Source organism: Arthrobacter sp. SlRoot2-15 (assembly GCF_059739345.1).
Genome location: NZ_AP046058.1, coordinates 2,941,718 through 2,963,096 on the forward strand (window position 1 = coordinate 2,941,718; position 21,379 = coordinate 2,963,096).

Consider the following 21,379-nt stretch of genomic DNA (forward strand, 5'->3'; position numbering starts at 1 on the left):
TACCTGTCGATAGCGGCTCGGAAAGGGGCTCGACTGTCAATCAGATCAGCCCCCGGAAGTGCCGCCGTCGTGTCACCGAAGTCATTTGGAGGGCACCATGGAGTTCATGATCAGCGGTCGTAATTTGACGGTCTCGGACCGGTTCCGCGAATACGCCGACGAAAAGATCTCAAAGATCGCGTCACTGGGGGACAAGGTCCAGAGGGTGGACGCAAAGGTTTCCAAGGAGACCAAAGCCCGTCAGACCGCAGAACTGCTCACAGTCGAGCTGACCGTTCTGGGCAGGGGCCCGGTGATCCGTGCCGAAGCCAGCGCGGCAGACAAATTCGCCGCCTTCGATCTGGCCTACAACAAGCTTCTTGAACGGCTGCGCCGGGCCAAGGACCGCAAGAAGGTCCACCACGGCCGGCACACCCCGAAGTCCGTCACCGAGGCGACGGCCACCCTTGAACCCGCCAGCACCCGGGAACCCATCTACGAGGAAGCGAGCCATCCGCCGCAGCCCCTGACCGAGGAGAAATCGCCCTACGAGGTGGAGAACGACATCCCGGCCGGAGACTCCCCGGTGTTGATCCGGCGCAAGGTCTTCCCCGCGTCCTCCCTCTCGCTCGACGACGCCGTCGACAACATGGAACTCGTGGGCCACGACTTCTACCTGTTCGTGGACAAGGACACGAAGGCTCCTTCGGTCGTTTACCGCCGTGAAGGCTGGACCTACGGGGTGATCAGCCTGGACCAGACCTGCGAGCCGGGCGAGGCTCCGCTGGAGGAGAAGATCATCGCTTATCGTTCAGAGGATGAGCCCGCCAGCGCCTAATGCCGGCGACCATCCCACGAAGGGAATGACGTGCACGCATCGCTGAGCCTCAAGCAGGCGCGGCGGATCGCACTGGCAGCCCAGGGATTGGATAAGGTCCGGCCCGCCGCACCCGTGAGCGCACGGGCGGTGGGCCGCACCTTTGCCCGCCTCCACCTGGTCCAGATCGATTCCGTCAACGTGCTCTCGCGGAGCCACTACCTGCCGTTCTTCTCCAGGCTCGGGAACTATGACCGGTCCATCCTGCAGCGCATGGCCGGGACCCACCCCCGCCGGATGATGGAGTACTGGGCCCACGAGGCCAGTTTCATCCGGCCCGAGCACTTCCCCGACCTCCTCCAGTGGCAAAGCCGCAAATGGGTCGGCGCGCACGCCATGGATCCGGAACTCCGCAGCGGGGTGGCGCAGCGGGTGCTGACCGCCCTGAGTACGGGCCGGGCGCTGACCGCCGCCGAACTGACGGCCAGGCTGGGCCATATCGAGGACCGGTCCACGGACAACTGGGGGTGGAACTGGAACGCGGTCAAACGGGTCCTCGAGCACCTTTTCGAGGAAGGCCTCGTCTCCGCCGCATCCCGGACGGACTCCTTTGAACGCCGCTACACGCTGACCGCCAGGGTCCACGCCGCAGCGGCAGCGCAGACGCACTCCGACACTCGGCAGGAACCGGACGCCGCGGCGGCCATGGTCCGGCTGATCGACGCGGCGGCGCAGGCCCACGGGATCGGCACCCTGCGGTGCTTCGCGGATTACTTTCGGTCCCCGCAGCGCGCGGCCGCCGTGGCCGTGGATCAGCTTGTCGACGCCGGACGGCTGGAGCCGGTCACCGTGGCCGGCTGGAACCGGCCGCTGTACCGCCACACCGACGCCGTGCTGCCGCGGGCCGCCACCGGCCGCGCGCTGCTGAGCCCGTTCGATTCCCTGGTCTTCGAACGCCGCCGGCTGGAGGAACTCTTCGGCTTCCACTACCGGCTCGAGATCTACACCCCCGAAGCCAAACGCCGCTACGGCTACTACGTGCTGCCCTTCCTGCTGCGCGACGGGATTGTGGCCCGCGTCGACCTGAAGGCGGACCGCGCCACCGGGAGCCTGCTCGCCCGGGCCAGCCACGCCGAGCCCGGCGCGCCGGCCGACACCGCCGTCGAACTCGCCGAAGAACTCCAGCTCATGGCAGAGTGGTTGGAGCTGGACCGGATCGTAGTCGCCCCCGTGGGGGACCTGGCGGCCGCCCTCGGGCAGGCCGTGGCCGGCCTGCATCCGCTCTGAGGGAACAGGCGCGTTCCGCCCTGCGTCTCTCCCGTAGACTAAACACGCCGGAATTCGGCAGCTTGAGACTGGGAGCAATTTCACGTGGCATCACTTATCGAAAAACTTCTCCGTACGGGTGACAAAAAGACCCTGCGGCAACTGCGGAACTATGCCGATTCCATCAATGCCCTGGAAAGCTCCTTCCAGACCTTCACCGACGCCGAACTGCGTGAAGAAACGGACCGGCTGCGGGCCCGCCACGTCGACGGCGAAAAGCTGGACGACCTGCTGCCCGAGGCGTTCGCCGCGGTCCGCGAAGCCTCCTCGCGCACCCTCGGGATGCGCCATTTCGACGTCCAGCTGATGGGCGGCGCCGCCCTGCACCTGGGCAACATCGCCGAAATGAAGACCGGTGAAGGCAAGACCCTGGTGGCCACGGCTCCGGCCTACCTCAATGCGCTCGCAGGCAAGGGCGTTCACGTCATCACCGTCAACGACTACCTCGCCGAATACCAGTCGGACCTGATGGGCCGCGTCTACCGCTTCCTGGGCCTGACCAGCGGCTGCATCCTGTCCAACCAGGACCCCGCGGTGCGCCGCGAACAGTACGCCTCGGACATCACCTACGGCACCAACAACGAATTCGGCTTCGACTACCTGCGCGACAACATGGCGTGGGACAAGTCCGAGCTGGTCCAGCGCGGCCACCACTTCGCCGTCGTCGACGAAGTGGACTCCATCCTCATCGATGAGGCCCGCACCCCGCTCATCATTTCCGGCCCGGCCCAGGGCGACACCAACCGCTGGTACAGCGAATTCGCCAAGGTGGTGCTGCGGCTGCAGCCCGAAACCGACTACGAAGTCGATGAGAAGAAGCGCACCGTCGGTGTCCTCGAGGCCGGCATTGAAAAGGTCGAGGACTACCTCGGCATCCACAACCTCTACGAGTCCGCCAACACCCCGCTGATCGGCTTCCTGAACAACGCCATCAAGGCCAAGGAACTCTTCAAGCGGGACAAGGACTACGTCATCCTCGACGGCGAAGTCCTGATCGTGGACGAGCACACCGGCCGCATCCTCGCCGGCCGGCGCTACAACGAGGGCATGCACCAGGCGATCGAAGCCAAAGAAGGCGTCGAAATCAAGGCCGAGAACCAGACCCTCGCGACCGTCACCCTGCAGAACTACTTCCGTATGTACGACAAGCTCGCCGGCATGACGGGTACCGCGGAAACCGAAGCCGCCGAATTCATGAGCACCTACAAGCTCGGCGTCGTCGCAATCCCCACCAACCGGGACATGCAGCGCATCGACCAGGCGGACCTGGTCTACAAGAACGAGACCGTTAAGTTCGACGCCGTGGTCAAGGACATCGCCGAGCGGCACGAGAAGGGCCAGCCGGTCCTGGTCGGCACCACCAGCGTGGAAAAGAGCGAGTACCTCTCCCGGCTGCTGGCCAAGGAAGGCATCCGCCACGAGGTCCTGAACGCCAAGAACCACGCCCGTGAAGCGTCCATCGTGGCGCAGGCCGGCCGCAAGGGAGCCGTGACCGTCGCGACCAACATGGCCGGCCGCGGTACGGACATCATGCTCGGCGGCAACGCCGAGTTCACCGCCGTCGCCGAACTGGCCACCCGTGGCCTCGACCCCGAGGAAAACTCCGAGGAATACGAAGCCGCGTGGCCCGCCGCGTTCGAGGCGGCCAAGCAGTCCGTCAAGGACGAGCACGAGGAAGTCCTGAACCTCGGCGGCCTGTACGTGCTCGGCACCGAACGGCACGAGTCCCGCCGCATCGACAACCAGCTCCGCGGCCGCTCCGGCCGCCAGGGCGACCCCGGCGAGTCCCGTTTTTACCTGTCGCTGACCGATGACCTGATGCGGCTCTTCAACTCCGGCGCGGCCGAGCGGCTCATGAACAGCTCGGTGCCGGACGACGTCGCCCTCGAATCAAAGCTCGTCTCGCGGGCCATCGCCTCGGCCCAGGGCCAGGTGGAAGGCCGCAACGCCGAACAGCGCAAGAACGTCCTGAAGTACGACGACGTCCTGAACCGCCAGCGCGAGGCCATCTACGGCGACCGCCGCCGCATCCTCGAAGGCGACGACCTGCACGAAAAGGTCCAGTACTTCCTCGAGGACACGATCACCGCGTTCATCGACGAGGCCACGGCCGAAGGCACCGGCGACGACTGGGACTTCAACCTGCTGTGGTCCAACCTGAAGACCCTCTACCCGGTCAGCTTCACCCCCCGCGACGTGATCGACGAGGCCGGCGGCAAGTCGCGGATCACCGTCGAGTTCCTCAAGGAAGAGATCCTCTCCGATGCCCGCCTGGTGTACCAGGCCCGCGAGGAGCTGATCGGCTCCGAGAGCATGCGCGAACTCGAACGGCGCGTGGTCCTCTCCGTGATCGGCCGCAAGTGGCAGGAACACCTCTACGAGATGGACTACCTCAAGGAGGGCATCGGCCTGCGGGCGATGGCCCAGCGCGATCCCCTGGTGGAGTACCAGCGCGAAGGCTTCATCATGTTCCAGGCCATGATGGAGGCGATCCGCGAGGAGAGCGTCGGCTTCCTGTTCAACCTCGACGTCGAAGTGACCCCGGCTCAGGACGTTGTGGTGGCCGACGCCGAGGGCCAGCACACCGAACACCGCGAACTGGAGATCCACGCGGCCGGACTGGAGGCGCCGGAGAAGCCGGCCCAGCTGCAGTACACAGCCCCCGGCGAGGACGGCGCGGCCCAGACCCGGGTCGAGGCGAAGTCCTCCGGACGCTCCGGGAACCCTGCAAAGGCTGCCCAGGAATCCCCGCGCCGCGCCAACAAGAAGAAGCGCCGCTAGGACACAGCGGCAGGGGCCGCACCAGAAGGCAGGGCCGGAACGGGAGTTCCGGCCCTGCCTGTCTTTGCGCCCTCCTCCTTTCCCGAAATTTCCCGGCGGGATGCTCAGCCGATTTCGAGCACGGTGACCCGCCACACCAGCCTGCTGCGCTCCAGCCGCAGCGCGACGGCACGGACGCGCAGCTCATCCGAGACGACGGCGCTGGCCTCGTACACATCCTCGGACACCCGGCAGGCGCGGACCGAGCGCACAGCCGGGTTCCGGTGCAGCCGGCCCGCCGTCGGGGACGTGCCCGAAGCGACCCTGCGGGTCAGTGCCGCCCGGTGCTGCAGCGCGGCCAGGCAGCGCTCGTCAAGCCGGCGGGCAAGCTGCTGGGCGGGCCGGGTGCCGGCGAGGACTTCAATGGCCGCCTGCACGGTGGAACGGGAAATGGCGCACACCTCGCGGTGCTGGTCCACCGGCCGCAGCACCGGCGCCGGGCCGTGCGGCGCTGGACGGAGCGCAGCGGCGCGGTGATCGGGCGGCTCCGGCGGGCGGGGGACAGCGGTGACTGCGCGGATGCCGGTCAGGGGGCTCATGGGTGTTCCTTTGCTGTCGCTGGGTTGGTGTGCGGATGGTGCTGTTTTATAGATCGAGGGGCATCCTGAGGACCTGCCCCGGAAGCAAGAGGCCGGGGTCGCCGCCGATGACGCCGCGGTTGGCCTGATAGAGCCGCGGCCACGCCAGGGCAATGTCGACGTCGGAGGCCAGCGGTCCCAGCTCCGCCGCGCAGATGCTCCACAGCGAGTCCCCGGCCCGGACCGTCACCTCCGCCGTGCCCGCCCCGGTCGCCGTCGCCGTCGCCGTCTCCTGCGCCGGCCCCGGCGCGGGGTCCGCTGGCCGCAGGTGCCTGGCCGCGAGCGTGTGCGGATCCACCGGCGCGGGCGCCGGCGTCCAGTGCGGATCGGGTCCCGGAGTCCGGTGGCCGGGGGAGGGCGCACCGGAATCCGCGGCTGAAGCACCGGTGGGGACCCAGGCCGCGGCCGCGGCGGGAGGGGAGTCCGTGCCCGGGCCGGTGTCACCGGCGTGGGCGAGTGGCGCTGCCGCGAGCTGCAGCCCAAGGACGGCCAGCGCCAGCCGGCGCATAAAGGCGGGGCTGAACTTTCCCGCCGCTGCGGCTGCCCGGCGGCTGCCGCAGCGTTCCAGCAGCGCGGCGGCGAGGGCGATGAGGAAGGACAGCAGCCACCACGCGACCACGATCAGGCCGATGGTGTTGGCGGCGACGCCGATATGGTCCTCGAAGGAGGGGGACTGGCGCCGGGCCGCCGAGGCGCTCAGGCGCTGCGCGAGCCGGGCACCCGTACCGGCCAGGAAGGCTCCCAGCAGCAGGATGACGGCCGCCATGGCCGCGTCGGCGCCCAGCCGGCGCCGGCGGCGGGGGCCGGAAAACTCCCTGATTGCCACAATCGCCTCCCTCGCGGGCCATGCCCGCCGGATCCGAAGAACACAACTCCAATACCATTTTGATGCCGTTTGATGTTGTTTGTATCTCTTAGACAGAGTTTGAACTCCCGCGATGCGTTTTGTCTAGGGCTTTCGGCTGGGTTGTGGATTGACCGTCGCCGAGGGCCCGCCTACGCTGACGCCATGCGTTGGGACGCCCTGTTTTCAGATCTGGAGGCCCAGCTTGCCGCGGGTGAGCGTTTGGACCTGGACGTCGAGATTAACGAGCGGGCGCGGGTGGATGCGGCCGCGGTCGAACTGGCGGACCGGTTGCGCGGCTCGGTGGGGCTCCGGATCGGCGTCCACCTGGGTTCCGGAACGGTGTATGAAGGGATTCTGAGTCATGCCGGCGGCGAATGGCTGGTCCTCGACGAGGAACGGCACCAGGTCCTGATTCCGCACTCCTCTGCCGTGCGATATGCGGGGCTAGCCAGGCTGGCGGTGGGCGCGGGGCCGGCGGTCCGGCAGCGGCTGGGGCTGGCCAGTGCCCTGCGCGGGCTGGCCCGCGACCGCGCCAGCCTCACGGTGCTGGTGTCGCGGGGCACGGCGGGGGAGTCCGGGCTGCACGGAGTGATCGATAGGGTGGGGCGCGATTTTCTTGACCTGGCCATCACAGAGCCCGGCGAGGATCGCCGCCCGGCCAACGTCAGCGGCGTGGCCACCATTCCTTTTGCCGCCCTGGCCGGACTCAGGTCGGTCCGGGTCGCAGGCCAGCCGGGCTAGTACAGCTGGCGCACACGGGCGAACTGGCGCAGACGGTCGGGTAAGCCGTCCGGTGCCTACTCAGCTGCCCTTGGCCCTGGCTTCCTCGATCATGCGGCTTGCCTCGGCGTAGCGTTCCTGGATGTACTGCTCGAGCATGGTCTCCTCAACGCGCCACTGGCCGCGGCCGCCCACTTGGATGGCTTTCAGCTGGCCGCTGCGGACCAGGGCGTAGGCCGCCGGCGAGTTGATCTGGAGCTGCTCGGCAACATCCGCGAGGGTCAGGAATCGGGGCATGGCACCATTTTGCCACCAGCGGGGCCGTTTGGGCCCGTTATCCACAGTTTGCTGCCGTTTAGCTCGGGATCTTCCCGCCGGGGCCCCAATTCGTGAGAATAAGGGTGTCCGGCGCCCGCAGCCCGGGCTGCGACTACGGGGGGAGCAGGACTCGCATGAGTGGGACCACGGTGGCCGGCGGCGCCCGGCTGAAGAAACCTTCCTGGAAGGATCCCCGCCTCCTGGTCGGTATCCTGCTGGTTCTGGCTTCCGTCGTTGGCGTCGTCTCGCTGGTCGCCGCGGTGGACCAGACGACGGAGGCCTATGCGGCCAGCGCTCCGATCGCGGTCGGAGAGAAGCTCACCACCGACAAGCTGCACCTGGTCAAGGTCCGCCTGGGCGACGTGGAGCAGCATTACCTCACCCCGGAGTCCGGCGTGCCCGACGGCCTGGTCGCCGTCCAGCGGATCGGCAAGGACCAGCTCCTCCCGCGCGAAAGCCTGGGCCGGCTGGACGGCCTGGACCGCAAGCCGGTCGCCGTCACGATCGAGGAGGCCCTGCCCCCGCAGGCGGTGGCAGGCTCGCGGGTGGATGTCTGGGTGGCGCTGCCGGACGCCCGCAACGGTTTCAGTGAGCCCACCCTCCTGCTGCCGGGCGCCGAGATCGCCCAGCTCACTCCCGGCAGCACGGCGCTGGGGGCACAGCGCTCCACCGTGGTGATGGTCCTCGTCCCGGACGCCTCGATGCCGAAACTGCTGGGGGCCCAGGCCAACAAGGCGAAGATCTCCGTGGTCTGGAATCCCGGCGGAGCACCCTAATGGGCATTCCGGTGGTCACCGTCGGCCGGACCCGCGAGGACCTGGTTGGCGGGCTGGAGAGACTGCACGGCCCGGTGTCGGTCGTCCGGCGCTGCGGTGAACTCGCCGAGCTGCTGGCAGCGTGCCAGACGGGGCTGGCGCGGGCCGCAGTCGTCGCGGACGGCAGCGCGGAGCTGACCGCCTCCCTCGTGGACCGCCTCTCTGCCGTGGGCGTCGCCGTCGTGGCCCTGACCGACAGCCCGGACGAAGCGGCCAGGCTGCGGGGGATCGGGGTGACCGTGGAGGCCCCCGCCGTGGAGGCGGATGCACTCGCTGTCCTGATCGCCGGTGCCGTCGACCGGCTTTCGACGCCGGGACCCGGCATGGCCGCAAGCGCCTACGCGGACCACACCGCGGCGCTCCATCGGCCAGACGGCAGGCAGAGCGGCAGGCGGAGCGGCCCGCAGGACGGAGTGCTGGACCACCCGCAGGGCCCGGCGGGCGACGGACAGCCGGCAACGGGCCGGATCATCGCCGTCTGGGGCCCCGCCGGCGCGCCCGGCCGGACCCTGGTGGCCGCCAATATCGCCGGGGAACTGGCTGCTGAGGGCAAGTCGGTGTTGCTGGTCGACGCCGACAGCTACGGCGCCAGCGTGGCCGCCGTGCTGGGGTTGCTGGACGAGGCGGCCGGCCTCGCGCAGGCGTGCCGGCTGGCGGACCAGGGCGTGCTGGACGGAGCAGCGCTGCTGCGGATCGCCGCCCCGGTGGCAACCCGTGCCGGTTCGTTCCGGGTCCTTACCGGTATCACCCGCGCCGACCGCTGGACCGAACTCCGCGCCGCGGCCCTCTCGCTCGTCTACCAGCGGGCCCGGGAGGTCGCCGAGGTGACGGTCATCGACACGGGCTTCTGCCTTGAGGCGGACGAGGAGCTCAGCTTCGACTCGATGGCGCCGCGCCGGAACGCCGCCACGCTGCGGAGCCTGGAAGTCGCCGACACCGTCTATGCCATCGGCGCCGCAGACCCCGTCGGCGTGCCGCGGCTGGTCCGGGCCCTGGCCGAGCTGGAGTCAGCGGTCCCGCAGGCATCGCCCCGCGTGGTGCTCAACAAGGTGCGGGCCTCCGCCGTCGGACGACTGCCGGAGCGCCAGCTCCGCGATGCCTGGGCGCGCTACGGCCCATCGTCGCCGCTGGAAGCCTTCCTGCCGGCGGATCCGGCGGCCTGCGACGCCGCACTGCTGGCCGGTTCGCTGCTGCTCGAGTGCGCCCCCGACTCGGGCCTCCGACAGGCCCTCACCTCACTCGTTTGTGCACCCGTCCAGCGAAATCGCAAATCCTCTGTCCTTTCTCCCACAGCAAAGCGGCTGTCAAAAGACTAGGCTCGCCATGAGGGCCGCAACGGTGCGGCCATGAACTTTTTTGATGGAGGCGTTTGTCGATGTCGTCTGGGTCCAGCGTGGAGGATCAGCCCGTTTCGATCGGTGCAGGTGTTGGGTACTTCGCGGACTACTACGAACACCTCGCCGAGGAGGACGCCCGCGCCTACGGGGAGGACGTCCTTACCGCGCGGTCGCAGGCACACCTGGCGACGGCCGCCACCCGGCAGCCCGGCGTCGCGAACATCGCGATCGCCGATGAGGCCGAGTCCAGCGTCGTCTACATCGTCACCGACGACATGCCGTTCCTGGTGGACTCCGTCAACGCCGAACTCGTCCGGCAGAAGTCCCCGATCCGCCTCGTGATCCACCCGCTCTTTGTCGTCACCCGCAACCGCGCCAGCGGCGCCCTGGTCAAGGTCTCGCGGGTTCCCTCGCACCTGGGTATCTCCAGCGGCGACACTGCGGCGATGCCGAACCTCTCGCACCTGATCGCCGAGGGCGACAACGCCTCGCACATGGAGTCGTGGATCGCGGTCGAAATCGACAGGGTCGACGACACCAAGCGCCAGCAGCTGATCGAGGGCCTCACCAGGGTCCTCGGCGACGTCCGCGCCGCCGTCGAGGACTGGCCGAAGATGCGCCACAAGGCCCACGAGATTTCCGATGGCCTCGACCACGTGGCCAACGCCGCCCCGATCGCAGAAATCCGCCAGGCCCAGGACCTGCTCCGCTGGCTGGATGACGGGAACTTCACCTTCCTCGGGTACCGCGAATACGACCTGCGGAACGACTCCGGCGAGGACGTGCTGGAACTGCGGGAGGACAGCGGCCTCGGCCTGCTGCGCGACGCCGGCGACAGCCGCCACCAGATCCAGCACCTGACCGAGACGGGCCGCAAGAAGGCGCGCGAGAAGAGTGCCCTGGTGATCACCAAGGCCAACTCCCGTTCCACGGTGCACCGCTCGGCGTACCTGGACTACATCGGCGTCAAGAGCTTCGATGCCGCCGGCAACGTCAACGGCGAGCGGCGCTTCATCGGCCTGTTCGCCACCACGGCCTACGCCGCCTCGGTCCGGGACATCCCGGTGGTGCGTGAGAAGGTCGACGCCGTGCTGCGGGACGCCGGCTTCCCGCCGGACTCGCACTCCGGCAAGGACCTGCTGGGCATCCTTGAAACCTACCCGCGCGACGAGCTCTTCCAGATCGAAGTCCCCGACCTGGCCGCCATTGCCACCGGCATCCAGCGGCTGCAGGAACGCCGCCGGACCCGGCTGTTCCTCCGCCCGGACATTTACGGCCGCTTTATGTCCGCCCTCGTCTACCTGCCCCGTGACCGGTACACCACCAACGTGCGGCTGCGGATCGAGCAGGAACTGCGGGAGACCTTCGACGCCGTCTCGATCGACTACGAGGCGCGGATGACGGAATCCGCCCTCGCCCGGCTCTTCTTCCGGATCCGGCTGCCCAAGGACGCCGACGTCAGCCACGTCAACAGCGACGAGCTGGAGAAGCGCCTGGTGCGGGCCGCCCGCTCCTGGAGCGAAGGCATCGCCGAGGTGCTCCGCGCGCGGGCCGGCGCCGACGGCGAGAACGGCGCCAAGGAACTCGCCGCCGAGTGGGCCGAGGCCTTCCCCGCCAGCTACCGGGTGGACTACGAAGTCGAGGACGCCCTCGAGGACATCGCCCGCTTTGAGAAGTACGGCGCCGCCGCCGAGCGCGCCGGCGAGCCAGCCGGCGGGACCCGCGAGGAGCGGCCCGGCGTGCACGTCTACCTGCCCGACGGCGCCGGGGCCACCCTTGAGGAGGACGCCCGCGTCAAGCTGTACATGCTCGAGCCCAAGAGCCTGAGCCAGATCCTGCCGTACTTCCACAACCTCGGCCTCGAGGTCCTGGACGAACGGCCCTTCGAGATCGAGACGGCCGGCCACCGCGACTTTTTCCTCTACGACCTTGGCCTGAAGTACCCGGCCGGGGTGGACCCGCTGGGCACCGGCTCCCTGCTCGGCGAGTCGTTCGGCGCGGCCGTCTCCGGCGCCGTGGAATCGGACAGCTTCGACCGGCTGGTGCTGCGTGAAGGCATGGCCTGGCGCCAGGTGGTCGTGCTGCGCGCCTACGCCAAGTACATGCGCCAGATGGGCAACACCAACTCCTTCGAATTCATGGCGGACACGCTGCTGGCCAACCCGGACGTGACCCGCGGGCTGACCGCCCTCTTCGCCGCCCGCTTCGACCCCGCCCTGCCCGCCGCGGAACGCGCAGAGCGCCAGGACAGCGTCCGCACCAGCCTGGACGCCGCGATCGAGCAGGTCGCCACGCTCGACGCCGACCGGGTGCTGCGCACCTTCAAGAACCTGATCCAGGCCACGCTCCGGACCAACTTCTACCAGGACAAGACGCACCTCAGCTTCAAACTGGACCCCTCCGGCATTGACGGCCTGCCCTTCCCGCGGCCGATGTTCGAGATCTGGGTCTACTCGCCCCGGGTCGAGGGCGTGCACCTGCGCTTCGGCAAGGTGGCCCGCGGCGGGCTGCGCTGGTCGGACCGGCGCGAAGACTTCCGCACCGAAATCCTCGGCCTGGTCAAGGCGCAGACCGTGAAAAACGCCGTGATCGTGCCCACCGGCGCCAAGGGCGGCTTCTACGCCAAGCAGCTTCCGGATCCCGCGGCGGACCGCGGCGCCTGGATGGCCGAGGGCGTGGAGAGCTACAAGACCTTCATCCGCGGCCTGCTCGACATCACCGACAACCTCGTCACCACGCCGGAGGGCGAGACGCGGGTGCCGCCCGCCGACGTCGTCCGGCACGACGACGACGATTCCTACCTCGTGGTCGCTGCAGACAAGGGAACGGCCTCGTTCTCCGACATCGCCAACGGCCTCGCCGCCGAATACGGCTTCTGGCTCGGCGACGCGTTCGCCTCCGGCGGCTCCGTGGGCTATGACCACAAGGCCATGGGCATCACCGCCCGTGGCGCCTGGGAATCGGTCAAACGCCACTTCAGCGAGCTGGACCTGGACACCCAGGCCGAGCCGTTCACCGTCGTCGGCGTCGGCGACATGTCCGGGGACGTCTTCGGCAACGGCATGCTGCTCTCGAAGCACATCCGGCTGCTCGCGGCCTTCGACCACCGCCACATCTTCCTCGATCCGAACCCGGACGAGGCCGCGTCCTTCACGGAACGGCAGCGGCTCTTCGAGCTGCCCCGCTCCTCCTGGGACGACTACGACAAGTCGCTGATCAGCGAGGGCGGCGGCGTGTTCGCCCGCCAGGCCAAGTCCATCCCGGTGTCCACGCAGGTCCAGGCCGCGCTCGGGCTGCCGGAAGGCACCACCCAGCTCAGCCCGCCGGAACTGCTCCGCGCGATCCTGCTGGCCCCGGCCGACCTGCTCTACAACGGCGGCATCGGCACCTACGTCAAGGCCTCCACCGAGACCAACGCCGCGGTCGGCGACAAGGCCAACGACGCCATCCGCGTCGACGGCCGCGAACTGCGGGTGAAGGTGGTCGGCGAAGGCGGAAACCTGGGCATGACCCAGCGCGGGCGGATCGAGGCCGCGCTGCAGGGCGTCATCCTCAACACCGACGCCATCGACAACTCGGCCGGCGTGGACTGCTCCGACCACGAGGTCAACATCAAGATCTTCGTGGACCGCATGGTGGCCGCCGGCAAACTCGATCCGGCCGAACGGGCCGGGTTCCTCTCCTCGATGACCGAGGAAGTGGGCCGCCTGGTGCTCGAGGACAACATCGACCAGAACATCCTGCTGCTCAACGACCGGATGCGGGTTTCCGAATGGAGCCCCAGCTACGAGCGGCTGATGGACTGGCTGGAGAAGTCCGCCGACCTCAAGCGCGAGCTGGAAGCCCTGCCCACCACCGAGACGCTGCGTGAGCGGCTCGAACAGGGCCAGGGGCTGACCTCGCCGGAGCTCTCCGTGCTGGCCGCCTACGCCAAGATCGAACTGGCCTCGGCGCTGCGCGACAGCAATCTCGCGGAGGACCCGTGGTTCCGCGAGACGCTCCGCGCCTACTTCCCGAAGCAGTTGCGGGAACGGTTCGACGCCGAACTGGACAGCCACCCGCTGCGCCGGGAAATCATTGCTACGGTGGTCGCGAATGACATGATCAACATGGGCGGCATCACTTTCGCGTTCCGGGCCATGGAGGAGACCTCGGCCACCGAGGCCGCCGTCGCGAAGGCGTTTGTGGCCCTTCGCGAGGTCTACGAACTCGACATCATGGTCGCCGAGCTCAACGAGCTGCCGGCGTCGTTCCCGACCGAGCACTGGAGCACTGTCCACTTGGACATCCGCCGGCTCCTGGACCGTGCCGTGCGGTGGGTCCTCAGCCAGGGCAACGCCGCGCGCCCGATCGCCGAGATCGTGGCCGAGTTCAAGCCGCTGATGGACCCGATGCGGGCGCGGCTGCTGGAGTACCTGCGCGGCGATGACCGCGAGCGGGTGGCGCAGTGGCTGGAGAAGGCCCGGAGCTGGGAGCTGCCCGAGGACCTGGCGCACCGCTGGGCGGAGCTGTTCGAGAGCTTTGTGCTCCTGGACATCGCCAAGATCGTGCACGTCAGCCCCGAGCCGGTGGAGAACATCGCGCACGTCTACTACACGGTCTTCAACCGCTTCCACGCCGATTCCCTGCTTGAGCGCATCACCAAGCTGCCGAGGAAGGACCGCTGGCAGGCGCTGGCCCGCGCGGCCCTGCGCGATGACCTGTACTCGACCGTCTCGGATATGACGACGGCGGTGCTGGAGGCAACGCCGTCGGACCTGCCGGCGGAGGAACGCCTGGTGGCCTGGGAAAGCCAGAACGTCGAGCAGCTGGGGCGGGCCAAGAGCATGTTTGACGAGGTGAACGCGCTCGAGGCCGATGACATGCCCTCACTCTCGGTAGCATTGAGGCTCTTGAGGTCAATCGTCCGACGCTAGGGCCTGCCGGCCCCGGCGTCGCAAATGGAGGTGCAGTGGCAATCTTTACGGACCCTATCAGGGAGCATGCTGATTTCGGGCCGGGGGATGCCGAGTGGCTGCACCTGCTCGTGGGGGACTGGCAGATGGTCGCCGACCTCGCGTTTGCCGACCTCGCCTTGTGGTTCCCGCACCCCGAGCTCGGCTATGTGGCACTGGCGCACGTCCGCCCCTCCACCACGCACACGGTGTTCCACGCCGACTTTGTGGGGGAGGGGATCCGCTCGGATTTGAAGCGCCTCGTCGACAAGGCCTGGGAGAGCCGCACGATCGAACGCTCCAACGAGACCAACTGGAGCAGCGACACGGCCATGCGGGTCGAGGCCGTGCCGATGGTGCGCAACGGGCGGACGCTGGCGATCGTGACCTCGCACATGGACCTCTCCAGCTCCCGGATGCCGTCCCGGCTGGAACTGACGTACCGGCAGTGCGCCTACGATCTGCTGCGGATGGGGACGCTGGGCCTCTGGCCGGACTTTGCCTCACCCACCGGATCGCGCCGCGGCGCGCCGCGCGTCGGGGACGGCCTGATCCGGCTCGACGCCGAGGGCATCGTGCAATACGCGAGCCCCAACGGCGTGTCCGCGTTCCGCCGGCTCGGCGACGGCGAGTCCCTCGAGGGCCGGTCGCTGGCCGAGGTCACCGCGGGCCTGCTGCGGGACCGGCGGATGGTGGACGAGACCCTGCCGCTCGTGGTCACCGGGCGCATGCCGTGGCGCAGCGAGATCGAGTCCCGCGGGGTGAGCCTGTCCCTGCGGGCGATCCCGCTGCGGGACGAACAGCAACGTTTCGGGGCGCTCGTGCTGTGCCGCGACGTCTCGGAACTGCGCCGCCGCGAGATGGAACTCGTCACGAAGGATGCGACCATCCGGGAGATCCACCACCGGGTCAAAAACAACCTGCAGACCGTCGCCGCGCTGTTGCGCATGCAGTCCCGCCGGATGGTCAGCGACGAGGCCAAGCAGGGGCTCGAACAAGCCATGCGCCGGGTCGCCACGATTGCCCTGGTCCACGAGACCCTCTCGCAGGGCCTGACCCAGAGCGTCGATTTCGACGAGCTGATCGGGCGCCAGTTCCGCCTGTCAGCGGAGGTCGCCTCGCCCTCGCAGCAGGTGCGGACCCAGCGGTCCGGCCTGTTCGGGGAACTGCCAAGCGACTTCGCCACCCCGCTGGCCCTGGTGATCAACGAACTCGTGACCAACGCCGTCGAACACGGGCTCGAAGGCAGGGCCGGAACCGTCTGGCTGCTCGCCGACCGCTCCGAAAGCGAGGACGGGGACGAATTGCTGACCGTCACCGTCGCGGACGACGGCGTCGGACTTCCAGCCGGGTCCTATACGGAAGGCCTGGGGCTGCAGATCGTGCGGACCCTTGTCACCAGCGAACTCGGCGGAAGCATCCAGTGGAAACCGCGGGACGGCGGCGGCACCGCGGTGCAGGTCGTCCTGAGCCTCGCCCCGCGTTAGGACGCGGCCGTTCTGCCGTGCGGGCGGAGCCCAACGCACGGCTTAACGCGCGATGGCCCCGGACCGGTGGGTCCGAGGCCATCGTGTGCCGGTCGCCCGGCGTAAAAATCAGGAGGTGCGGCGGGCGCGGGCTGCGCGGCGCTTCAGGGCACGGCGTTCGTCCTCGCTCATGCCGCCCCAGACGCCGGCGTCCTGGCCGGACTCGAGGGCCCACTGGAGGCAGGTGTCCACTACGGGGCAGCGCCGGCAGACGCTCTTGGCTTCCTCGATCTGCAGGAGGGCAGGGCCGGTGTTTCCGACGGGGAAGAACAGCTCCGGGTCCTTGTCAAGGCACGCTGCGCGGTTACGCCAATCCATGCTGATCAGTAACTCCATTCCTGGGAATTCGTTAAATGCCTCTTGTGAAATTATTCACTTGAGGCCTCATAAGAAAAGGGCCCTGTGGGCCCCCTCGGTCATCTGGATTAAGCGTGTCATGTTAACGCTGTGTAAACAAGGGGTATTTGCGGTACAAATGCCGCCAAATTGTGAGCGATGCATCACATTGACTGGCGGAGCCCCCACTTCTGTTCGACTATGTCCGGTAGTGTGCCAGTGTGTCAAGACCCCCTGAGAACCCCGCTGATCCCGCTGAGAACCAGGCCGGCGGACCCGGGCCCGGCCCGGCGGCCAGACCCGCCGGAATCACTGTCATCGCCGTCGTCGCCGCCCTGGAGGCCACAGCGCTGCTGGTGGCCGCCGGCTGGTACGGATTCCAGCTGCTCACCGGGGCGCCCGTGCTGTCCTTTTGGGGTGCGGTCTTTACCCTGGGCCTGCTCCTGGCTTTCTCGGCCTGGCTCTTCGCCGTGGGCCATTTCTTGTTCCGCGGGTACCGCTGGCCGCGCGCCGGGGCCCTGGTGGCTCAGCTCTTTATGCTCACCATCGGCTTTCCCACCCTGACCGGAGGCTACCCCCTGGCAGGCCTGGCGATGCTGCTGCCGGCCGCCGTCGCCATTGTGCTGCTGTTCGACAAGCGCGTCATCGCCTTTGCGTCCAGGGCCGGCGGAGCGCCACCGGCCTTGTAGGGAAGGCATTGCCTGGATGGGTGCAGGGCGGCCGCCAGGCCGCTGCCAGGCCGCTGCATGGCCGCTGGTCACGGCGGCCGCCCCGGATCCACCGCCAACTGCACGGCAGCGGCCCGTCCTCCCGTGATCACCACAGCGCGCCCGGCCGGCGGATGGAGCTCCGTTTCGAAGCGGACGCCGAAGAGGTCCCCGTCCATCAGGCTCCGGGGGCAGAGCAGGATCCCGGTGCCGTGGGTTCGGGCCTGGAACGCCAGCGGCACACGCTGCTGCAGCGCGGGGCCGAATCCGGCGGTGAAGACCACCGTCCAACCCCGGCCGCAGAGCTCGAACAGCACGGCATTCGTCTCCGGGCCACCGAGGTCCGCGTCATCGGCGAGGATGATCGCGGCGCGGTCGAGCCCGCCGGCGTCGGCCCGGGCCTGGATGCCGGGCCAGTAGCCTTCCCGCCCGGATCCGGCCGCGGGCCGCAGCCAGGTCCGGGACGGGTTCAGCCGGGGCAGGGCGCTCAGCAGGGTGCTTTTGCCCGACCCGGGGCCGCCGAGGACGGCGACGACACTGCCGGGCGGGACCGGCACCCCGACGGGTTGTAACTCATCACCACCCACTCCGATCCAGAGCAGTGCATCCGCGTCCCGCGCTGGACCGAGCCGGGACATGACCTCTTCCGCTGTCACCACGGCCGGAAGCGCCTCCACTCGGAAGGGCTGGGTCCGCACGCTGCGGCCCGGGTTGCGGCGTGGCTGCGCAGCGCCGGGGTCCTCCGCGGGCCGCGCATAGAGCTGTGCCGCCCGGGGCACCTGCACGGCGGCTCCGCCCGGCCGCCCGCCGTCGTCGACGATTTCCCCCGAGACGACCACCCGGCCCGGGACGGCCGGCAGCCGCGGAAGCCGCGGCCAGGCCAGCCTGCCCTCCTCCGTAGAACCGGCCGGAAAGTAGATCCGGTTGGGGACCGCCGCGAAGAACCGTGCGGTCACGAGCTCGCGCTCGCCGGAAAGGAGCACGGTGATGCCCGCCTTGGAACCGTCCCGGACGAGGTCCGCGGCGAGGTCCTCGGCCCACGCCACCGGACCGGAACGGAACGCTGAAACCCACGACCCCCAGTTGTGCAGCACCAGCACCAGCGGGGGAGGCTTCAGCGAGCGCGGCGCAGCAAGCCGCGCGGTCATGTCCTCCGCGACCCGGGCCAGCACCCGGGCCGCCCGGCGCGGCTCCTGCGGGCCGGCCCAGGCGCCCACCCGGGGAAAGCCGGCCGCGCCGGCCAGGGCGCCGTCCCCGTCGAGCAGGTAGAGATGCGACTCGGCATCGGAGTCCGCCAGCTGGTCCAGGGCCAGCAGCAACACCTCGGCGCCCCCGTTGTGCGCCCCGCCCTGCGTTCCACCGACCAGGGCAAGATGGCCGTGGAGGTCGGGACTCCAGCCGAACCGGCGGACCTCCTGCTGTTCAGGCAGGTCCACCAGGCCCAGCAGGACCGCGCGGCCTGCACGGTTGCCGGCGTCGGTGTCCGGGCCTGCCTCGGCGCGTGCAGCAGGGCAGGGGAGCGCCGGGGCCGGCGGAAGCGGATCCGCGACCGGCCTCCGTGCCGGGGTGCCGCCCTGACGGTGCCACAACGTCGCCAGGCGTGCCGCGAAACTCTCGGCGGCCTCTGACGGCCCCGCCCCCGGGCCGGGGCCGGCCGGCAGCTCCCCGGTCAGTGGCAGCTCATCCGGCATCCGGTCGAGCAACGCCTCGGCCGGATGCGCGGTCACGGTGACGTCCGGCGGCACCGACGGCACCGCGGCGAGGGTCGCCGTCTGGAACTCTTCCGCCACCCCGCCGCCGCGCACCAGATAGGCGCGCCCGGGGTTCCCGATCGGGATGGCGGCGGCGAGCCCGGAGTTGATGATGTCGGCGGATTCGAGCTCGGACTGGACCCGCAGCACGACGCTACTGGTGACATTGGCCCGGATATCCGCGGTAAGTGCCCCCTGCGGCCGCTGGGTCGCCATGACCAGGTGGATGCCGAGGGATCGGCCGATCACCGCGATGCGCATCAATTCCCTCAGCGCCTCCGGGGCATCCTCCACCAGCATCCGGAATTCATCTATCACCAGGACCAGGCGGGGGAGCGCCGGGAACTCCGGGGCGGGCGCCGGGTAAGACGAAAGGTCGGGGACGCCGGCGGCCGCCAGCAATTCCTCGCGGCGGCGGACTTCGGCCCGAAGGGAGGCCAGCGTCCGGTCCACCTCGTAGCCGTCCAGGTCGGTGAGGAGCCCGACGCATTGCGGCAGTCCGGTCAGGGGTCCCAGGCTTGAGCCGCCCTTGAAGTCCACAAACAGCAGGTTGACCCGGTCCGGCGGGTAGCACGCGGCGAGCGCGGTCACGAGGCTGCGCAGGAACTCCGATTTGCCGGCCCCGGTTGTACCGGCCACCAGCAGATGCGGGCCGTCGGCAAGCAGATCGATCCGCGCAGTCCCGGCCGCACCACGGCCGACCGGGACGGACAGTCCCGGCTGCCGCCCTTGGGGTTCGCGGTCCGCTGCCCAGCGGCGCGCCACCTGCGCGTCTGACAGCCCCAGGAGCTGCTCCAGCGAACAGGACAACGGCACGGAGGACGGCCCCGGCGCCGCTCCGCCGATGCCCCCGAGCTGGCGGCAGAAACGGTCAAAAACCCGCTCCGGCACCAGATCGGGCACGAAGTCGGTACCGTCGGTGCCGTGCGTGAGCCGGCCGGTGCCTCCGCCGAGGGCGACAGCCTGGCCCGGACCGGGGTCGGCGGCCTCGGAACCAACAATCACCTGCCAGCCGAGCCGCTGCGCTTCGGCCGCGGCCGCCTCCGCGGCCTTGGTTCCGGCGCCGGGCAGCACGATCAGCACGCCCCTGTCGCAGCCCGCGCCGGGACCGGCCGTGACCAGCGCGGCGGTGACCGCCGCGTTGGACGAGAGTGAAACCCGCGGCAGGAAGCGCGCGGCGAGCGGGAGCGACCGGGCCGGCCCATGAAGGTGAACCCGGGTGCGGCAGGCGCGGGGGTAGCCGGCGAGCTGCATAACGAAGTATCGGACCAGTCCGGCCACGGCCGGCGCGGGCCCGGAGAGCCGGGTGGGCGCTGAGGGGTCCAGGACCAGCGGCAGGGGACCGGCGGGCGGGGCACGGAAACCGGGCTGGGCCGGTTCGAGACGGATGTTCGCGGCCTGTGCGGCCAGCCCGAGCCGCAGCCACACCGGACCGTCCTCGGTGCCAGCGGATCCCGACCGGGCTCCGGCCTCCGCCGGGCCCGGGTGTGCCGCGCGGAGCACCAGATCGGCCGCGGACGGGGCGGCCCGCCGCCGTCGTTCACCGTCCTGGACGACCGCTGCCGCCACAGCGGCGTCCAACTCGCGGCGTTGCCGGCGGCCGGCCAGAACTGGCAGCAGGACCGGGACGGCCGAGACCGCGGTGAACGCCAGGAACATCCACATCCCGGTAGCGACGGCCAGGGCGACTCCCGCGGCGAGGGGCAGGAGGGCGGCCAGCAGCAGGAGCGTCCGGGGGCCGGCGAAGCCCGGGGCCGGAACGCTCAGCGGCTCCGTCGTGTCCTCGCCCGCGCGAGCCAGCCCCGGCGCGCCCGGACCGGACAACCCCGGACCGGACAACCCCGGACCGGACCCGCGGAAGAGGACGGCCAGCGTCGAGTTCCCGCAGCCGATGACGCTGTCGGTGGACACCGGCGCGGAGCGCACCTCCAGGCCGCCGATCCAGGTCCCGTTGGCGCTGCCCAGGTCGGTCACGGTGATCCCCGCGTCCGAAACGTCCAACCGCGCGTGTTCCCGGGATAGGTCTGCGTCCGGAATGGCCACTTCCGTTGCGCTCCGGCCGATCCGGTAGCGGCCGCGGCGCAGCGGCAGCACGGTCCCGGCGCCCGGCCCGCTTAGGACGGCCAGCAGCAGCGGCGCACGGGGCTGCTCGAGGGACCTTCCCCGGGGCGGCACCGCCGGCCGCGGACCCCCGGGCCAGCCGTCAACGAGCACCGCCCCGTTCACCAGCGGGGCCGTGCCTGCCGTGAGGGCGGCCAGCGGGCGTCCCGCGACGCTCAGCCGGTCCGTGCCGAACCTTTGGGAGATCACGTCCTGGAGGACGGCGCCGGGGCAGCCAAGGGGAGCCGCGACGGAGAGCTCCACCGGCTCCGCCACGACCGAGCCCGGCTGCCCGACAAGAGTGCAGTGCAGGAGCATCGCCTGGGGTCCTTTCTCGCGGGCGATGCAGTCAACGCTAGGCCGCGCAATCCGGACCTGGCCTGCGGGAATCCCGCCATGTGGACAACTTTGGCGGGCCTGGGCGGCGTGCTGCGGCGGCCCCCGATTCGCCGGTTCACACTGTGTCTC

Annotated in this window: 14 protein-coding genes; 9 read left to right on the plus strand and 5 right to left on the minus strand. The window is 69.6% G+C overall.

From position 1 onward, the window contains the following. The first annotated feature begins 97 nt into the window (after nucleotides 1-97). The 3 genes from hpf to secA all read left to right on the plus strand — a co-directional run bounded on the left by hpf (nucleotide 98) and on the right by secA (nucleotide 4,903). Complete coding sequence (hpf, locus tag AC6I9V_RS13595) at nucleotides 98-817, plus strand: ribosome hibernation-promoting factor, HPF/YfiA family (protein WP_349412067.1); 720 nt, start codon at nucleotides 98-100, stop codon at nucleotides 815-817. A 30-nt stretch (nucleotides 818-847) separates the two neighbouring features. After that, nucleotides 848-2,083 carry a winged helix-turn-helix domain-containing protein gene (locus tag AC6I9V_RS13600; protein ID WP_497899806.1) on the plus strand — a complete coding sequence of 412 codons (1,236 nt, stop codon included), beginning with the start codon at nucleotides 848-850 and terminating at the stop codon, nucleotides 2,081-2,083. Between the two features lie 84 nt (nucleotides 2,084-2,167). Continuing rightward, nucleotides 2,168-4,903 (plus strand): preprotein translocase subunit SecA, encoded by a 2,736-nt coding sequence (gene secA / locus AC6I9V_RS13605; RefSeq protein ID WP_349412069.1) that lies wholly within the window; start codon nucleotides 2,168-2,170, stop codon nucleotides 4,901-4,903. Nucleotides 4,904-5,007: 104 nt separating this feature from the next. Here secA and AC6I9V_RS13610 read toward each other — a convergent pair whose 3' ends face one another. Together AC6I9V_RS13610 and AC6I9V_RS13615 are read right to left on the minus strand one after the other, a co-directional pair. Then, on the minus strand, nucleotides 5,008-5,481 hold the full coding sequence (locus tag AC6I9V_RS13610) for an Rv3235 family protein (protein ID WP_349412070.1): 474 nt from the start codon (nucleotides 5,479-5,481) through the stop codon (nucleotides 5,008-5,010). Nucleotides 5,482-5,527: 46 nt separating this feature from the next. Next, nucleotides 5,528-6,346: a LysM peptidoglycan-binding domain-containing protein gene (locus AC6I9V_RS13615; RefSeq protein ID WP_497899807.1), complete on the minus strand. Its 819-nt coding sequence runs from the start codon at nucleotides 6,344-6,346 to the stop codon at nucleotides 5,528-5,530. A gap of 183 nt (nucleotides 6,347-6,529) precedes the next feature. Here AC6I9V_RS13615 and AC6I9V_RS13620 point away from each other — a divergent pair, with 183 nt between their 5' ends. Beyond that, nucleotides 6,530-7,108: a hypothetical protein gene (locus tag AC6I9V_RS13620; protein ID WP_349412072.1), complete on the plus strand. Its 579-nt coding sequence runs from the start codon at nucleotides 6,530-6,532 to the stop codon at nucleotides 7,106-7,108. A gap of 60 nt (nucleotides 7,109-7,168) precedes the next feature. Here the strand turns inward: AC6I9V_RS13620 and AC6I9V_RS13625 are convergent, their stop codons facing one another. Then, nucleotides 7,169-7,384, minus strand: coding sequence for a helix-turn-helix domain-containing protein (locus tag AC6I9V_RS13625; protein ID WP_349412073.1), 216 nt, complete (start codon nucleotides 7,382-7,384; stop codon nucleotides 7,169-7,171). Nucleotides 7,385-7,539: 155 nt separating this feature from the next. Here AC6I9V_RS13625 and AC6I9V_RS13630 point away from each other — a divergent pair, with 155 nt between their 5' ends. From AC6I9V_RS13630 to AC6I9V_RS13645, 4 genes are read left to right on the plus strand one after another with little or no spacing between them, the layout of a single operon-like run. Continuing rightward, a complete protein-coding gene (locus AC6I9V_RS13630) occupies nucleotides 7,540-8,181 on the plus strand; it encodes a CpaB family protein (RefSeq protein WP_349412074.1) in 642 nt (213 codons plus the stop codon). Further along, entirely contained in the window at nucleotides 8,181-9,536 is a 1,356-nt protein-coding gene (locus AC6I9V_RS13635) for a CpaE/TadZ family protein (RefSeq protein ID WP_497899808.1), read from the plus strand. Before AC6I9V_RS13630 ends, AC6I9V_RS13635 begins: the two co-directional genes overlap by 1 nt. A gap of 59 nt (nucleotides 9,537-9,595) precedes the next feature. Next, complete coding sequence (locus tag AC6I9V_RS13640; protein WP_497899809.1) at nucleotides 9,596-14,473, plus strand: NAD-glutamate dehydrogenase; 4,878 nt, start codon at nucleotides 9,596-9,598, stop codon at nucleotides 14,471-14,473. A gap of 35 nt (nucleotides 14,474-14,508) precedes the next feature. Continuing rightward, nucleotides 14,509-15,978 (plus strand): sensor histidine kinase, encoded by a 1,470-nt coding sequence (locus AC6I9V_RS13645; protein ID WP_349412078.1) that lies wholly within the window; start codon nucleotides 14,509-14,511, stop codon nucleotides 15,976-15,978. Nucleotides 15,979-16,086: 108 nt separating this feature from the next. Here AC6I9V_RS13645 and AC6I9V_RS13650 read toward each other — a convergent pair whose 3' ends face one another. Then, nucleotides 16,087-16,335 (minus strand): WhiB family transcriptional regulator, encoded by a 249-nt coding sequence (locus AC6I9V_RS13650; RefSeq protein WP_497899810.1) that lies wholly within the window; start codon nucleotides 16,333-16,335, stop codon nucleotides 16,087-16,089. Nucleotides 16,336-16,574: 239 nt separating this feature from the next. Between AC6I9V_RS13650 and AC6I9V_RS13655 the strand changes: the two genes are divergently transcribed. Further along, nucleotides 16,575-17,042 carry a hypothetical protein gene (locus AC6I9V_RS13655; protein ID WP_497899811.1) on the plus strand — a complete coding sequence of 156 codons (468 nt, stop codon included), beginning with the start codon at nucleotides 16,575-16,577 and terminating at the stop codon, nucleotides 17,040-17,042. 68 nt (nucleotides 17,043-17,110) lie between these two features. Here AC6I9V_RS13655 and AC6I9V_RS13660 read toward each other — a convergent pair whose 3' ends face one another. Beyond that, complete coding sequence (locus tag AC6I9V_RS13660; protein WP_497899812.1) at nucleotides 17,111-21,229, minus strand: FtsK/SpoIIIE domain-containing protein; 4,119 nt, start codon at nucleotides 21,227-21,229, stop codon at nucleotides 17,111-17,113. Between the last annotated feature and the right edge of the window lie 150 nt (nucleotides 21,230-21,379).

What these genes read in the sequence shown, in the direction of transcription:
- AC6I9V_RS13630 (WP_349412074.1), top strand. Translation starts at nt 7,540, where the DNA reads ATGAGTGGGACCACGGTGGCCGGCGGCGCCCGGCTGAAGAAACCTTCC.
- hpf (WP_349412067.1), top strand. Translation starts at nt 98, where the DNA reads ATGGAGTTCATGATCAGCGGTCGTAATTTGACGGTCTCGGACCGGTTC.
- AC6I9V_RS13610 (WP_349412070.1), bottom strand. Translation starts at nt 5,481, where the DNA reads ATGAGCCCCCTGACCGGCATCCGCGCAGTCACCGCTGTCCCCCGCCCG.
- AC6I9V_RS13650 (WP_497899810.1), bottom strand. Translation starts at nt 16,335, where the DNA reads ATGGATTGGCGTAACCGCGCAGCGTGCCTTGACAAGGACCCGGAGCTG.
- AC6I9V_RS13635 (WP_497899808.1), top strand. Translation starts at nt 8,181, where the DNA reads ATGGGCATTCCGGTGGTCACCGTCGGCCGGACCCGCGAGGACCTGGTT.
- AC6I9V_RS13640 (WP_497899809.1), top strand. Translation starts at nt 9,596, where the DNA reads ATGTCGTCTGGGTCCAGCGTGGAGGATCAGCCCGTTTCGATCGGTGCA.
- AC6I9V_RS13620 (WP_349412072.1), top strand. Translation starts at nt 6,530, where the DNA reads ATGCGTTGGGACGCCCTGTTTTCAGATCTGGAGGCCCAGCTTGCCGCG.
- AC6I9V_RS13625 (WP_349412073.1), bottom strand. Translation starts at nt 7,384, where the DNA reads ATGCCCCGATTCCTGACCCTCGCGGATGTTGCCGAGCAGCTCCAGATC.
- AC6I9V_RS13660 (WP_497899812.1), bottom strand. Translation starts at nt 21,229, where the DNA reads ATGCTCCTGCACTGCACTCTTGTCGGGCAGCCGGGCTCGGTCGTGGCG.